Source organism: Embleya sp. NPDC059237, from assembly GCF_042754105.1.
In the GTDB taxonomy this organism is placed as follows: Bacteria; Actinomycetota; Actinomycetes; order Streptomycetales; family Streptomycetaceae; genus Embleya.
On sequence record NZ_JBHZAE010000001.1, the window covers coordinates 1,574,162 to 1,587,970 of the forward strand.

The following is a 13,809-nucleotide window of genomic DNA, read 5'->3' on the forward strand; positions in this document are numbered from 1 at the left end:
GGGGCGACCTGGGGCCGCCCCGGACGGTGTCGCGTACCGGTTCTCGTGCCGGCTCTCGTGCCGGTTCTAGTGCGCGCGCACGCCCACCACGGCCTGGAGCGCGGGCAGGTAGCCCTGGCTCTGGCCGGAAGTCGTGGGGTGGTACGACTCGTCGATCGGGAGGGTGACGCCGTTGACCCAGGCGTTGGACGCACAGACCCCGTGTCCGGCGAACCGCGAGCGTACGTCGGCGAAATCGGCGTTGGCGGCGCTCGCGCGCTGGTGGGTGACCTCGTCCAGGGTGTCGGCGGCCTGGTTGATCACGGTGCGTTTGGCCTGGCTCAAGCCCAGGAAGCACGAACCGAGTTCGAACAGGCGCGGGTAACCGAGCACGACGAGGCGGGCGTTGGGGGCCTTGGCCCGGATCTGGGCGTAGGTGGCGTCGAGATCGCCGGGCAGGGTGGTGGTTGCGTACGTCTTGGCCTTGTTCACGGCGGCGGCGCACTCGCTGTCCGAACTGAGCACGCAGGTGGTGATGGTGCTGACGAATCCGGCGTCGTTGCCGCCGACGCTGATGGTCACCAACTGCGTGGCGCTGTTCAGGACGGACAGTTGGCCGGAGCGTACGTCGGCGGTCTTGGCACCGGAACAGGCGGCGAACGCGAAGGTGCCGCCCGGGTGGGCCTGATTCCACAGGGCGGGGTAGGACTTGGCGCTGCGCTTGCACGAGCCGCTGTCGGGAAGGTAGGAGCCGGTACCGACTCCGGAACTGTACGAGTCGCCCAGGGCGGCGTAGTTCGTGGCGTAGCTCGCCGCGGGCGCGGCCTGGGCGCTCGGTGCGACGACGCCGATGGCGGCCGCGGCCACGGCGGCGGCCACCGCGGCGATGGTGCGAGGCATGGGAAGCACGGGCGGGTCTCCTCGGAAGACGTGGGGACGCCGCGTCCCACGTTGGGATGCCCGAGCCGGAACGGCCTTGCCTCGTCCGCCTCTACCGCAGTCGTCACCCTTGACACTCGGCTTTGCGCACACATAGTCCCGCCCCGATCTCCCCCGTGCCTAGGCGGATTTCGGCCGGTTGACACGTGTAGAACAGGCCCCGGAAAACCGATGCCGCGGCCAGTCAGTGGGCCGCCGCGGGTATTCCGGTGTCAGCTCGGGGTGAACGGGGTGGCGGCGGCGATGTGGGTGAGCTTGGCGGGGTTGCGGACGAAGTAGATGCCGGTGACGAGCCCCTTCTCGACCCGGATCGTCATCACGCTGTCGATCTCGCCGTCGACGCGCAGGAGCAGCGCCGGATCGCCGTTGACGGTGGTGGGCTCGCCGGTGAGCGCGCCCTCCTTGTCGCCGAGGCCGACGAGGAGGAGGCGGACCACCTTCTCGACGCCCGTGACGGGTCGCAGCGCGGCGCTTCGTACGCCGCCGCCGTCGCTGATCAGGACGACGTCGGGGGCGAGTACGTCGAGCACACCCTGCAGGTCGCCGGTCTCGACGGCGTGTTGGAACGACGCGAGCGCGGCCCGGGCCTGGCGCGGGGAGACCACTTCGCGGGGACGCCGGGCGTCGACGTGCTTGCGGGAGCGGTGGGCGATCTGGCGGACCGCGGCCGGGGTCTTGCCGACCGCCTCCGCGATCTCGTCGTAGCCGACGTCGAAGACCTCGCGCAGGACGAACACGGCCCGCTCGGTCGGCGAGAGGGTTTCCAGGACGAGCATCACGGCCATGGACAGGCTCTCGGCCAGTTCGGCGTGCTCGGCGACGTCCGGCGAGGTGAGCAGCGGCTCGGGCAGCCAGGGGCCGACGTAGGTCTCCTTGCTGCGGCGCAGGGCCCGCAGCCGGTCGAGCGCGCGCCGGGTCGTGACGCGCACGAGGAACGCGCGCCGGTCGCGGACCTGGGCCAGGTCGACCTCGGCCCAGCGCAGCCAGGTCTCCTGCAGGACGTCCTCGGCGTCGGCCGCCGAGCCGAGGATCTCGTAGGCAACCGTGAAGAGCAGGTTGCGGTGGGCGACGAACGCCTCGGTCGCCGGGTCCGCGGCATGGTCGCGCATTCTCGAATCCTTCCATTGCGGTCATATCCCGGGAGGGCCGGGGCATGGACGGGGGAGCGGGCGGCGTGTGGGCCGCCCGCTCGGGGAGTCGCTACGACACGTGCGCGGGCCGGCTCGCGTCCGCGGCGGCCCGGACACGCTGCTGCCGTGCGTCGTCCCTGGCCTTCAGCACGCGGGCGCCGGGCTTGTGCGCCTCGTCGGCGAGTTGCTTGATGGTGTGCGAGACGACGAACTCCTTCAGCCGCGCGCCCGCGCGACCGCCGACGTGGAACCGGATGGCGGTGTCGTCCTTGCGCGCGAACTGGAAGATGCCGGCACCGCGGCCGAGGCTGACGCACAGCCCGGCGAAGGCGACGCCGACGGCCTCCGGCCGCTCGCCCTCGATGCGACGCAGTACGGTGTCGGCGGCGTGTGGGCCGAGTTGTACGGCGGACTGGCAGCCCATCCGGTAGGCGAGGCCCGAGGGCGAGGCCGCGTCGCCGGCCGCGACGATGCGGTCGTCGTCGATGCTGGTCAGGGTCTCGTCGGTGCGGAGGCGACCCGTTTCGTCGGTGCTCAGGCCGCTGCGGGCGGCCAGGTCGGGGACGCCGAAGCCGGCGGCCCAGATGGTCACGTGGCCGCGCACCTCGCGGCCGTCGGCGAGGTGTACGGCGTCGGCCGTCACGGACGCAGCCTTGGTGTCGGGGCCTTCGAGGACGGTCACGCCGAGGGCCGCCAGCCGCTTGGCGACGAAGCGGCGGCCGTTCGGGTGGAGGTAGGGGCCGAGTCGCCCACCGCAGACGAGGGTGACGGCACGGCCCGTCTCGGCGAGTTCGGCCGCGGTCTCGATGCCGGTGGCGCCGCCGCCGACGACCGTCAACGCCGCGTCGGCGGGTGCCGCGGCCACCGCCTCGCGCAGCCGCTCGGCCTCCTCCAGCGTGGCGATCGGGTAGGCGTACCGGTCCGCGCCGGGCACCTTCGGCACGCCGCTCCGGCTGCCCACGGCGTAGATCAGGTGGTCGTACGCGACCGTACCGCCGCCGGCCGGGGCCACGGTGCGCGCCTCCCGGTCGATCGCGGTCGCGGAATCGACCACGAGTTCGACGCGCGCGCTCAGCACGTCCCGGTAGTCGACGACCGCGTCGTCCGACCCCGCCACCAACTGGTGCAGCCGCAGTCGCTCGACGAAGGTCGCGCGAGGGTTGATCAGGGTCACGGCCACGTCCTCGCGGCGGGTCAGCCGGTTGGCCGCGAGAACTCCGGCGTATCCGCCGCCGATCACGATGACTGCCGTGCGCCCACCGGTGTGCTGTGTCATGGTCCCTGCTCCGTTCGCTCGGGTTACGCACACAAGGCGTCGCCCGAACCGAACTTGTGACACGGTGTGGCCCGGATCACATCGACCAGGCCCGCGTCAGTCGTCGGCCGCTCGTGCGCGGTGGCGGGCGAGTTCGGCTTGCCACGTCGCGAGGGTGTCGGCCAACGGTTGCAGGGTGCCGTTGGCGTTGGCCTCGGCCAGGGCGTCCTGATACGCCTCCTCGAAGTCCATGCGCAGGTCGTCGGGGAGTTCGGCGCGGAGTTCGGCGGGAGTCGGGTGGGTCGGGCCGCCGATGTGGATGGTGCGGTGGGGTGTCCGGTCGTTCATGGGGACAGGGTGGCGCATGGCGGGGGCGTCGGCGATTCAGTCGGCGTCCGCAGCGTCTGCGGCGTCCGCGCCGTTCGGGGCCTCCGGGGCCTCCGGGGCACCCAGGGCTTCCGCGGCTTCCGGGGCGTCCGGGTCGAGGGCGGCGAGGCGGCGGGCTCGGGCGGTCAGGGCCTCGTAGCCGGCGCGGTCCTTGCAGGTGACGGCCATGCGTTGGATCTCGGTGAGGGTGTCGGCGGCTGCGGCGAGATGGACAGCGAAGTCGTCGTAGCGGTGGGCGTCCCAGGCCGCGGCGGCGGCCTTCAGGCCCTGGCTGACCGCGCGTTCGTAGTCGGCGCGGAGATCGTCGTCGACGACGGCGAGGGCCTGATCGGTGATCCGCGCGTTCAGGCCGGTACCGGTCACGACGAGGTGGATGTCGGGTGCACGATCCATCCCCCCAGCGTGGCACCGCGACACCCCACCCCGACACCCGGCGCGCGGAGCAGGACACACCCCACTTCCGCGCGCTCCCACGACCGGAGTGCGCTACGCGGACGGCCGGACAGGTGCGCGAGGGGAACATCGGCACGGGCCGTGGACCCGTCCACGGCCCACACCGCGACCGCCGACCCGGCCGCGTGGCCTCGGATCTGCCCGAATTCGGGCAGATTCTTGCCGTAGGGGCGGCATGGGGCCAGGATCGGGGGGTGGCTGACGGCGAATTGGTGGAGCGCATCGTGGCGACGACCGGCCTCGCACCCGGCGAGGTGGCGCGGATCGTCGACGACGTGCTGGCCTGGTATCGCGAACCGGTCGAGGACTATGTGCGGCGCCGGCACCGCCATCACAAGGTCTACGGTCGGCGCAACGCGCAGATCTATCGCCTGATCGCCGACGAACTGGGCGAACGCCTCGTCGCGCCACCGGAGTTGACCGAACGTCAACTGCGCCGCGTGATCTACGGCTGAACCGACCGGGCGCGACGGTCGCGACCGCGACCGCCGTCGCGTCGCCCGCAGGCCCCGTGCACACCATCCACCCCCGACCGCCCCGCCGGTCGGTCCGTCGACCTGCCGAGGAGCGCAGCAGTATGTGTGGAATTGTCGGATACATCGGCGCCCAGCAGGCCGCCCCCATCCTGCTCGAAGGCCTGGGACGACTGGAGTACCGCGGCTATGACTCGGCCGGCATCGCCGTGCTCGGCGCGCGTGGCACGGTCAAGGTGGTCCGCCGGGTGGGCCGCGTACACGCGCTCGCCGCCGCCGTGCCGGCCAAAACCGCCGGGCGGGTCGGCATCGGGCACACCCGCTGGGCCACCCACGGCGCGCCCTCGGAGGCGAACGCCCACCCGCAGCCGTCCGCCGACGGCCGGATCCAGGTCGTCCACAACGGCATCATCGACAACGCGGCCGAACTGCGCGCCCGCCTCGCGGCCGAGGGCATCGACCTTGCCTCGGACACCGACACCGAGGTCCTGGCCCACCTGATCGCCGGCGCGACGCGGACGCAGGACACCCTGGAAACCGCCGTCCTGGCCGCGCTCGCGCAGGTGACCGGGACGTACGCGATCGCCGTCGTGGACACCGCGACGCCGGACCGGATCGTGGTGGCCCGCAACGGCTCGCCGCTCGTGATCGGGGTCGGCGAGCGCGAGATGTTCGTGGCCAGCGACGTGTCCGCCCTGGTCCGGCACACCAGTTCGGTCGTACATCTGGAAGACGGCGAACTGGCCAGTGTGACCGCCACCGGCTTCCGGACCTTCACCCGCGAGCGGGACGATGTCGCCAAGACGCCCACCACGGTCGAACTCACCGTCGAGGAACTCGAACTCGCGGGCCACGACCACTTCATGCACAAGGAGATTCACGAACAGCCCTCCTCCGTCGAGCGCATGCTCGGCGGCCGGCTCGACGACCGGTTCGGCTCGGCCCGCCTCGACGGCCTGCGGATGGAGCTGCGCGAGTTGCGCGGCTTCCGCCGGGTCAAGGTGCTCGGCTGCGGATCGGCGTACTACGTGGGCCAGTTGGGCGCGACGCTGATCGAGGACCTGGCCCGGGTGCCCGCCGACGCCGAGCCCGCCTCGGAGTTCCGCTACCGCAATCCGGTGATCGAGCCGGACACGCTGTACGTCGCGGTCAGCCAGTCCGGCGAGACCGCCGACACGCTCTTCGCGGTCCGCGAGATCCAGCGCAAGGGCGGCCGGGTGGTCGGGTTGGTCAACGTGGTCGGCTCGTCGATCGCGCGCCAGTGCGACGGGGGGATCTATCTGCATGCCGGGCCCGAGGTCTCGGTCGCCTCGACCAAGGCACTGACCCACATGGCGGTCGGCTTCGCGCTGCTCGCGCTCGCCCTCGGTCGAGTACACGACCTCTCGCACGCGGACGGCGCGCGGATCCTGGCCGGCCTCCAGGCACTGCCCGGCCAGATCGCCGAGATCCTGGCGGACGAGGAGACCATCGCCCAGGCGGGCCGACGGCTCGCGGACGCGCGCAGCCTGTTCTTCATCGGCCGGGTCCGGGGGTATCCGGTGGCGCGCGAGGCGGCGCAGAAGTTCAAGGAGATCACCTACCGGCACGCCGAGGCGTACCCCAGCAGCGAACTCAAGCACGGGCCGCTCGCGCTGATCGACGCCGATCTGCCGACCGTGGCCGTCATCCCGGACGACGACCTGGTCGAACGCAACCTCGCCGCAGCGCACGAGATCCGCGCGCGCGGCGGTCGGCTGACCGTGATCACCCACCCGGGGGTGGACCTCGGCGACCTGGAGGCCGACCGGATCACCGTGCCGCGCAACGAGCGCGAACTCGACCCGATCCTGCTCACCATCCCCACCCAGCTGCTCGCGTACCACGCGGCGCGAGCCCTCGGCGAGGACATCGACCGCCCCCGCAACCTGGCCAAGTCGGTCACGGTCGAATAGCTCGGCGTCGGCGCCGCTCGGCTCACCCGAAAGGTCCAAGCGCGGTGGTACGAGCCCCCGAGTGGGGGACTCTCGCGACCATGCCCCGCCAATCCCGCCGCTCCCGCCAACCCCGCCCACCTCGGCACCCCGGTGTCCCGGCCTCGGCCCGGACGCCGCCCGCCGGGGTGGGCGTTTGTGTGCCCGGTACCCGTCGACACCCGTTTCCCGCAGCGGTGTCGCCGAAGGAAATATATCGCGCAACATTGACTGTCGTCATAATTGATAGATACTGGCTCCGCGACTCCCGCTGACACCAGGATGAGGTGCGCGCACATGGAGCTGTCCCGTTCCGCTCACGTCGACACGTTCTGTCGTGATCGATTGCCACCTGCCGAACAGTGGCCCGAACTGCTCTTCGAACTACCGGAATTGCGCTACCCGACCCGGCTGAACTGCGCCCGGGTCCTGCTCGACGACACCATCGATCGGCTCGGTGCCGAGCGACGGTGTCTAGTCACCCTGGACGAGCAGTGGAGCTACGGCGACCTGCGAACCAGGGCCAATCAGGTCGCCCGGGTGCTGACCGAGGACCTCGGCCTGGTGCCGGGCAACCGGGTGCTGCTGCGCGGTCCGAACAACCCGTGGCTGGTCGCCTGCTGGTTCGGCGTGCTCAAGGCGGGCGGTGTCGCGGTGACCACGATGCCGCTGCTCCGGGCGCACGAGTTGACCACGCTGTGCGAGATCGGCCGACCCACGATCGCGCTGTGCGACCACCGCTTCATGGACGAACCGACCGCCGCGGCCGTCCCCGGCCTGACCACCGTGGCCTACGGCGGCGACGCGGCCGACGACCTGACCCGGCGCTGCGCGACCAAGAGCGCCGACTTCGAGGCCGTGGACACCGCCGCCGACGACGTGGCGCTGATCGCGTTCACCTCCGGTACCACCGGTCGGCCCAAGGCCACCATGCACTTCCACCGTGACGTGTTGGCCAACTCCGACACCTTCTCCCGGCACATCCTCAAGCCCACCCCGGACGACCTGTTCGCGGGCACCCCGCCGCTCGGCTTCACCTTCGGTCTCGGCGGCCTGGTGGTCTTCCCCCTGCACGTCGGCGCGGCCACCCTGCTGCTCGAACACGCCACACCCGAGCGGCTGGCCCGGATCGTCGCCGACCGCGGCGTCACGGTGCTGTTCACCGCGCCGACCGCGTACCGGGCGGTCATGGCCGCGGGCCATGCCGATCTCCTCCGGGGCCTGCGCCGCTGCGTGTCGGCGGGCGAGACGCTGCCCGCGGAGACCTGGCACGACCTGCACGAGGCCACCGGCATCGAGCTGATCGACGGCATCGGCGCGACCGAGCTGCTGCACGTGTTCGTCTCCGCCGCCGACGAGGACATCCGGCCCGGCGCGACGGGGCGGGCCGTACCCGGCTTCGAGGCAGTCGTCCTGGACGCCGACGGCAAGCCGGTCCCCGACGGCACACCGGGACAGCTCGCGGTCAAGGGCCCGACCGGGTGCCGCTACCTGGACGACCCGCGCCAGCTCGACTACGTGCGCGACGGTTGGAACATCACCGGCGACACCTATATCCGGGACTCCGACGGCTACCTCTGGTACCAGGCGCGCAGCGACGACATGATCATCTCCTCCGGCTACAACATCGCCGGCCCCGAGGTCGAAGTGGCCCTGGCCGCACACCCCGACGTCGCCGAGTGCGGCGTGGTCGGCGCGCCGGATCCCCGCCGCGGGTTGATCGTCAAGGCGTACGTCGTGCTGCGCCAAGGGGTTGCGGCCGACGCCAACACCGCCGAGCGCATCCAGTCCTACGTCAAGAACACGATCGCGCCGTACAAGTACCCGCGCGCCGTCGAGTTCGTGGCCGCCCTGCCCCGAACCGGCAACGGCAAACTGCGCCGCGCCGAACTGCGCGCCTGGGCCGCCAACACCGGCGAACCGGCCCCGAACTCCCTTGCCCCGGAAGCCTCGTGAAAGGCGCGACGATGCCCCAAGACAGCCCGCTCGGCTCGACCGGCCCGATCCGGACCGACGTGAGCGACCCCACCGACCCGGCCGTCGACGACCCCACCGACCTGCCCTCGGTCCTGGTCGAGCGCCGCGTCGAGTGGCAGGACACCGACGCGGCCGGCCACTACCACCACTCGGCCGTACAGCGCTGGGTCGAGGCGACCGAGGCGGTGCTGCTGCGCCGACTGGGCGTGGGCGACCTGTTCGGCCGGATCCCCCGGGTGCACTTCGAGGCGGACTACCTCGAACGCCTGTGGTTCGGCGAGGCCGCGTACATCCTGTTGCGGATCGACCGGGTGGGTACCAGTTCGCTGCACTACTCGTTCGAGGTGCGGGGCGAGCACGGCGTGGCCGCCACCGGCCGGCTGTCCGTCGTGCACTGCCCGCCGGACCAAAAGGGCGCGTCGCCGTGGCCCGACGCGGTCAGGACCGCGCTGTCCCGGGGCGGCGCGCAGCGCCCGGAGTCCTACACCTGACCCGCGCGCCGCGAGGCCGGGCGGATCGAACCCTCGACCCGACCCCTCGGATATCGCGTGATGTTGACGACCGTGGAATTTATTACATACGCTCGGATAGGCCGGGAACATTGGAGGACGCTGTGCGCATAGCAGTCATCGGCGGCGGGCCGGGCGGGTTGTACTTCGCCGCCCTCGCCAAGCAGCTCTCGCCGGCGTCGGAGATCACCCTGTGGGAGCGCAACGCACCCGACGACGTGTTCGGCTTCGGCGTGGTGTTCTCCGACGAGACCCTGGACGGCATCGCCCAGGCCGACCCGGAGATCTTCGCCGCGATGTCCGAGGGCTTCGCCCGCTGGACCGACGTCGACGTGCGCTACGGCGGACGCACCCTCACCTCCGGCGGACACGGGTTCGCCGCGCTGGGCCGGGAGCGGCTGTTGCGCATCCTGCAGGAGCGCTGCGCGGCGCTCGGCATCGACCTGCGCTACCGCACCGAGGCCCCGCCCGTGGACGAACTGGCCCGCACACACGACCTGGTGGTCGCCTCCGACGGGGTGCGCTCCCACGTGCGCGAGCGCTACGCCGACGTGTTCCGGCCCGATCTGGACGAGCGCGGCTGCCGCTACATGTGGCTGGGTACGGACAAGGTCTTCGACGCGTTCACCTTCATCGTCGACAAGCACGACTTCGGCGTGGTGCAGGTGCACGCGTATCCGTTCGACGACCGGCGCAGCACGTTCATCGTGGAGCTGGCCGAAGACGCCTGGCGGCGCGGCGGGTTCGCCGAGTTCGCCGGTCGCGAGCTGCCGCGCGGGGCCAGCGACGAGGCGGGCATCGCACGCTGCGAGGCGCTGCTGGCCGAACACCTGGACGGACACCGGCTGATCCCGAACAACTCGCGGTGGATCCGGTTCACCACGGTGCGCAACGCCACCTGGCACCACGAGAACGTGGTCCTGCTCGGCGACGCCGCGCACACCGCGCACTTCTCCATCGGCTCGGGCACCAAGCTCGCCATGGAGGACGCCCTCGCGCTGGCCGCGTGCCTGAACGAACACGCCGACATCCCGGCCGCGCTCACCGCCTACGAGGCCGAGCGCAAGCCGGTGGTGGCCTCCACGCAGCGGGCCGCGCAGGCCAGCCTGGAATGGTTCGAGAACATCGACCGGGCGGTCGGCCAGGCACCCGAGCAGTTCGCCTTCAACCTGCTCACCCGCAGCCGCCGGGTCACCCACGCCAACCTGTCCGAGCGCGACCCGGCGTTCGTGGCGCAGGTGGACGCGGCGTTCACCGCCGGGCGGGCGGATCGGGTGGACGCGGCGCCGATGTTCCAGCCCTTCCGGCTCGGCGCGGTCCGGCTGCGCAACCGCGTGGTGGTGCCGCCGATGGCCACCTACGCGGCCGTCGACGGCTTCCCCGGCCCGTTCGAGGCCGCCCACCTGGGCGCGCTCGCGCTCGGCGGGGCAAGCCTGGTCTTCGCCGGGATGACCGCCGTCCTGCCCAACGGCCGGGCCACCGCCGCCTGTCCGGGCCTGTGGTCCGATGCGCAGGAGAAGGCCTGGCGCGAGGTGGTCACCCGGGTGCGCGAACAGGCTCCGAACGGGCCCCTGTTGGGTATCCAGCTCACCCACGCCGGACGCCGCGCGGCCGGTTCGGTGCCGGACGCCGACGGCACATGGGCGCCGCCGGGCCCGGACGTCCGGCCGGCCGTGGCCGCGTCGGCGATTCCCTGGGACGCCGAGGGCGACTTCCGCCCGCGCGAGGCGGACCGGGCCGATCTGGACACGATCACCGCCGCATTCGCCGCCGCCGCCGCACGCGCGGACCGGGCGGGCTTCGACGCACTGGAACTCCAGTACGGGCACGGCCATCTGCTCTCCGGCTTCCTGTCCCCGCTGACGAACCTGCGCGAGGACGAATACGGCGGCTCGCTCGCCGGCCGACTGCGCTTCCCGATCGAGGTGTTGTCCGCCGTGCGGGCGGTGTGGCCGAGCAACAAGCCGCTGGTGGTGCGGATCTCGGCGAGCGACTGGGCCGAGGGCGGCACCACCGAGGACGAGGCGGTCCGGATCGCCCGGGCGCTCGCGGCGGCCGGCGCGGACGCCATCGACGTGTCCTCGGGCGAGGTCGTGCCCCACGAGCGACCCGCCTACGGACGCGGCTACCAGACGCCGTTCGCCGACCTGATCCGCAACGCCACCGGCGTGCCCACCATCGCGGTCGGCGCGATCTCCACCTACGACGACGTCAACTCGATCCTGCTCGCGGGCCGGGCGGACCTGTGCGCGGTGGGCCGCGCGCACCTGTACGACCCGCTGTGGACGCTGCACGCCGCCGCCGAACAGGGCTACACCGGACCTGGCGCGCCCTGGCCGAGCGCCTGGCGGCCGGGCAGTCGCAAGCCGCCCGGCGCGGGTAGTGATCGGGTCCCGCCGCGGCTGCACCTGTCGCGCGCGCAGGTCGAGACCGTGCCGCGGCGGTGGCGACCGGAGACCGACCCCCGCCTGCTCGCCGCACCCGGCCGGGGGTGACCCGACACCCCGACCTCGTATCCGCCGACCGAACAGCGCACCACGAGGAGCCCGCCATGACAGGTCCCACCCCACCGATCGTGCTCACCGGCGCACAACGCGACAACCCGCCCCGGTTCAAGGCCGCCGCCGTCCAGGCCGCGCCGGTCTACCTGGACGCCGCCGCCACCGTGGCCAAGGCGGTCGCGCTGATCCGCGAGGCCGCCGGCAACGGCGCCGAACTGATCGTCTTCCCCGAGGTGTTCGTCCCCGGATACCCGTACTGGAACTGGACGATGAACCCGGTCCAGGGCTCGCCCTGGTACGAACGCCTGTACCGGTCCTCGGTGGACGTGCCGGGCCCGCACGTGGAAACGCTGCGCGCGGCGGCCCGGGCGGCCGGCGCGGTGGTGGTGATCGGCGTCAACGAGCGCGGCCCGCACAGCATGGGCGTGCTCTACAACACCATGCTGACCATCGACGCCGACGGCGAACTGATCGGGGTGCACCGCAAGTTGGTGCCCACCTGGGCGGAGAAGCTGACCTGGACCGGCGGCGACGGCAGCTCGCTGCGCGTGCACCCGACCGGGATCGGCCCGCTCGGCGTGCTCGCGTGCGGCGAGAACACCAACACGCTGGCCCGCTTCACCCTGCTCGCCCAGGGCGAACTCGTGCACGCCGCGAGCTACATCGCGCTGCCCGTGGCGCCCGCCGACTACGACATGGCCGACGCGATTGCGGTCCGCACCGCCGCGCACAGCTTCGAGGGCAAGGTCTTCTCGGTGGTCGCCTGCTCGACCATCTCGCCCGAGATCGTCGACGCCATCGCCGGCGGCGACGACGAGGTGCGCAAGCAGCTGGGCCGCGAACGCAGCGCCTATTCGGGCGTGTTCGGCCCGGACGGGCGCCCCATCGGCGAGCCGCTGATCGACGACGAGGGCATCGTCTACGCCGACATCGACCTCGCCAGGTGCATCCAGCCCAAGCAGATGCACGACATCGTCGGCCACTACAACCGCTTCGACGTCTTCGCGCTGAACGTGGACAACCGGCCCCGGTCCCCGATCACGTTCACCCACGACCCCACCGCCGCGCCGCCCCTCGCCCCCGCCGCCACCCCCGTACCCGAGGAGGAGACATGACCACTCAGGACGACAACATGCTGGGCCGGGCCCGAGTCACCGACACCCCGGAACTGAGCGCCTACTACGCCGAGTTGGCCGAACGCGAGGCCGGCGCGCTGTGGACCGTGGCGAACGAGATCGAACCCTGGTACCCGCAGCCCAAGTCGGTGCCCACCCTGTGGCGCTACGCCGAACTGCGCCCGCTGGTCCGCAAGGCGCTCGACCTGGTCAAGGCCGACGACGCCGGACGCCGGGTGGTCATGCTGGTCAACCCCGGCCGCCGGGACATCAGCGCCGCCGCGGGCCTGCTGTACACCGGCCTGCAGATCATGGGCCCCGGCGAGTCGATGACCGCACACCGCCACCAGGCCGCCGCGCTGCGGTTCGTCCTGGAGGGCACCGGCGCCTGGACGATCGTCGACGGCGAGAAACTGCGGGTCGGCGCCCGCGACTTCGCGATCACCCCGAACGGGACCTGGCACGAACACGGCAACGAGTCCGACGACACGCCGGTGATCTGGCAGGACGGCCTGGACATCCCGCTGGTCAACGCGCTCGACGCGGGCTTCTACGAGGTCCACCCGGACGTCTACCAGGTGCCCGGCAAGGTGGTGAACTCCTCCGTCCTGACCTATGGCGGCAACCTCGTGCCGTACGGCGTCGAACGGTGGACCCGGCCCTACTCGCCGCTGCTCGCCTGGCCGTGGGAACCCACCTACCAGGCGCTGCTCGACCTGGCCAAGGCGAGTGAGGGATCGCCGTACGACGGCCTGATCATGGAGTACACCAACCCCGCGACCGGCGGCTCGGTGATGCCCACGATGAGCGCGCACATCCAACTTCTGCGCGCCGGCCAGGCGACGAAGGCACACCGGCACACCGGCTCGGTCGTCTACACCGCGGCCAAGGGCCACGGCGTCTCGATCGTGGCCGGGCAGCGGTTCGAATGGCACGAGGGCGACGTGTTCGCGGTGCCCGCGTGGGCCTGGCACGAGCACGCCAACCTCGACCAGGGCGAGGACGCGGTGTTGTTCTCGTTCAACGACTTCCCCGTGATGCGCTCGCTGGGCTTCTTCCGCGAAGAGGCCTACGTCGACAACGACGGCCACCAGCCGACGCCGGCCGGCTGAGCCGGTTCATCCCGCAAACCCACCACC

Annotated in this window: 12 protein-coding genes; 7 read left to right on the top strand and 5 right to left on the bottom strand. The window is 71.9% G+C overall.

Annotated features, from left to right (window positions below):
- Window positions 1–66: 66 nt before the first annotated feature.
- From ACFXKZ_RS06720 to ACFXKZ_RS06740, 5 genes are all read right to left on the bottom strand, one after another.
- Window positions 67–879, bottom strand: coding sequence for an SGNH/GDSL hydrolase family protein (locus ACFXKZ_RS06720; protein WP_379997332.1), 813 nt, complete (start codon window positions 877–879; stop codon window positions 67–69).
- A gap of 251 nt (window positions 880–1,130) precedes the next feature.
- Window positions 1,131–2,027 carry an RNA polymerase sigma-70 factor gene (locus tag ACFXKZ_RS06725; protein ID WP_379997095.1) on the bottom strand — a complete coding sequence of 299 codons (897 nt, stop codon included), beginning with the start codon at window positions 2,025–2,027 and terminating at the stop codon, window positions 1,131–1,133.
- 91 nt (window positions 2,028–2,118) lie between these two features.
- Window positions 2,119–3,324: an NAD(P)/FAD-dependent oxidoreductase gene (locus tag ACFXKZ_RS06730; RefSeq protein ID WP_379997097.1), complete on the bottom strand. Its 1,206-nt coding sequence runs from the start codon at window positions 3,322–3,324 to the stop codon at window positions 2,119–2,121.
- 96 nt (window positions 3,325–3,420) lie between these two features.
- Window positions 3,421–3,651, bottom strand: coding sequence for a DUF6247 family protein (locus ACFXKZ_RS06735; protein WP_379997099.1), 231 nt, complete (start codon window positions 3,649–3,651; stop codon window positions 3,421–3,423).
- 36 nt (window positions 3,652–3,687) lie between these two features.
- Window positions 3,688–4,083 (bottom strand): hypothetical protein, encoded by a 396-nt coding sequence (locus ACFXKZ_RS06740; RefSeq protein ID WP_379997101.1) that lies wholly within the window; start codon window positions 4,081–4,083, stop codon window positions 3,688–3,690.
- A 254-nt stretch (window positions 4,084–4,337) separates the two neighbouring features.
- Between ACFXKZ_RS06740 and ACFXKZ_RS06745 the strand changes: the two genes are divergently transcribed.
- The 7 genes from ACFXKZ_RS06745 to ACFXKZ_RS06775 all read left to right on the top strand — a co-directional run bounded on the left by ACFXKZ_RS06745 (window position 4,338) and on the right by ACFXKZ_RS06775 (window position 13,782).
- Entirely contained in the window at window positions 4,338–4,598 is a 261-nt protein-coding gene (locus tag ACFXKZ_RS06745; RefSeq protein ID WP_379997103.1) for a hypothetical protein, read from the top strand.
- Window positions 4,599–4,720: 122 nt separating this feature from the next.
- Window positions 4,721–6,550 carry a glutamine--fructose-6-phosphate transaminase (isomerizing) gene (gene glmS / locus ACFXKZ_RS06750; RefSeq protein WP_379997105.1) on the top strand — a complete coding sequence of 610 codons (1,830 nt, stop codon included), beginning with the start codon at window positions 4,721–4,723 and terminating at the stop codon, window positions 6,548–6,550.
- 315 nt (window positions 6,551–6,865) lie between these two features.
- Window positions 6,866–8,524: an AMP-binding protein gene (locus ACFXKZ_RS06755; protein WP_379997107.1), complete on the top strand. Its 1,659-nt coding sequence runs from the start codon at window positions 6,866–6,868 to the stop codon at window positions 8,522–8,524.
- An 11-nt stretch (window positions 8,525–8,535) separates the two neighbouring features.
- Window positions 8,536–9,036 carry an acyl-CoA thioesterase gene (locus ACFXKZ_RS06760; RefSeq protein WP_379997109.1) on the top strand — a complete coding sequence of 167 codons (501 nt, stop codon included), beginning with the start codon at window positions 8,536–8,538 and terminating at the stop codon, window positions 9,034–9,036.
- Window positions 9,037–9,158: 122 nt separating this feature from the next.
- On the top strand, window positions 9,159–11,549 hold the full coding sequence (locus ACFXKZ_RS06765; RefSeq protein ID WP_379997111.1) for an FAD-dependent monooxygenase: 2,391 nt from the start codon (window positions 9,159–9,161) through the stop codon (window positions 11,547–11,549).
- A 56-nt stretch (window positions 11,550–11,605) separates the two neighbouring features.
- A complete protein-coding gene (locus ACFXKZ_RS06770) occupies window positions 11,606–12,670 on the top strand; it encodes a carbon-nitrogen hydrolase family protein (protein WP_379997113.1) in 1,065 nt (354 codons plus the stop codon).
- On the top strand, window positions 12,667–13,782 hold the full coding sequence (locus ACFXKZ_RS06775) for a cupin domain-containing protein (RefSeq protein WP_379997115.1): 1,116 nt from the start codon (window positions 12,667–12,669) through the stop codon (window positions 13,780–13,782). Before ACFXKZ_RS06770 ends, ACFXKZ_RS06775 begins: the two co-directional genes overlap by 4 nt.
- Window positions 13,783–13,809: the final 27 nt, after the last annotated feature.

Coding starts and splice junctions, on each gene's coding strand:
- ACFXKZ_RS06720 (WP_379997332.1), bottom strand. CDS start 879: ATGCCTCGCACCATCGCCGCGGTGGCCGCCGCCGTGGCCGCGGCCGCC.
- ACFXKZ_RS06725 (WP_379997095.1), bottom strand. CDS start 2,027: ATGCGCGACCATGCCGCGGACCCGGCGACCGAGGCGTTCGTCGCCCAC.
- ACFXKZ_RS06730 (WP_379997097.1), bottom strand. CDS start 3,324: ATGACACAGCACACCGGTGGGCGCACGGCAGTCATCGTGATCGGCGGC.
- ACFXKZ_RS06735 (WP_379997099.1), bottom strand. CDS start 3,651: ATGAACGACCGGACACCCCACCGCACCATCCACATCGGCGGCCCGACC.
- ACFXKZ_RS06740 (WP_379997101.1), bottom strand. CDS start 4,083: ATGGATCGTGCACCCGACATCCACCTCGTCGTGACCGGTACCGGCCTG.
- glmS (WP_379997105.1), top strand. CDS start 4,721: ATGTGTGGAATTGTCGGATACATCGGCGCCCAGCAGGCCGCCCCCATC.
- ACFXKZ_RS06755 (WP_379997107.1), top strand. CDS start 6,866: ATGGAGCTGTCCCGTTCCGCTCACGTCGACACGTTCTGTCGTGATCGA.
- ACFXKZ_RS06760 (WP_379997109.1), top strand. CDS start 8,536: ATGCCCCAAGACAGCCCGCTCGGCTCGACCGGCCCGATCCGGACCGAC.
- ACFXKZ_RS06770 (WP_379997113.1), top strand. CDS start 11,606: ATGACAGGTCCCACCCCACCGATCGTGCTCACCGGCGCACAACGCGAC.
- ACFXKZ_RS06775 (WP_379997115.1), top strand. CDS start 12,667: ATGACCACTCAGGACGACAACATGCTGGGCCGGGCCCGAGTCACCGAC.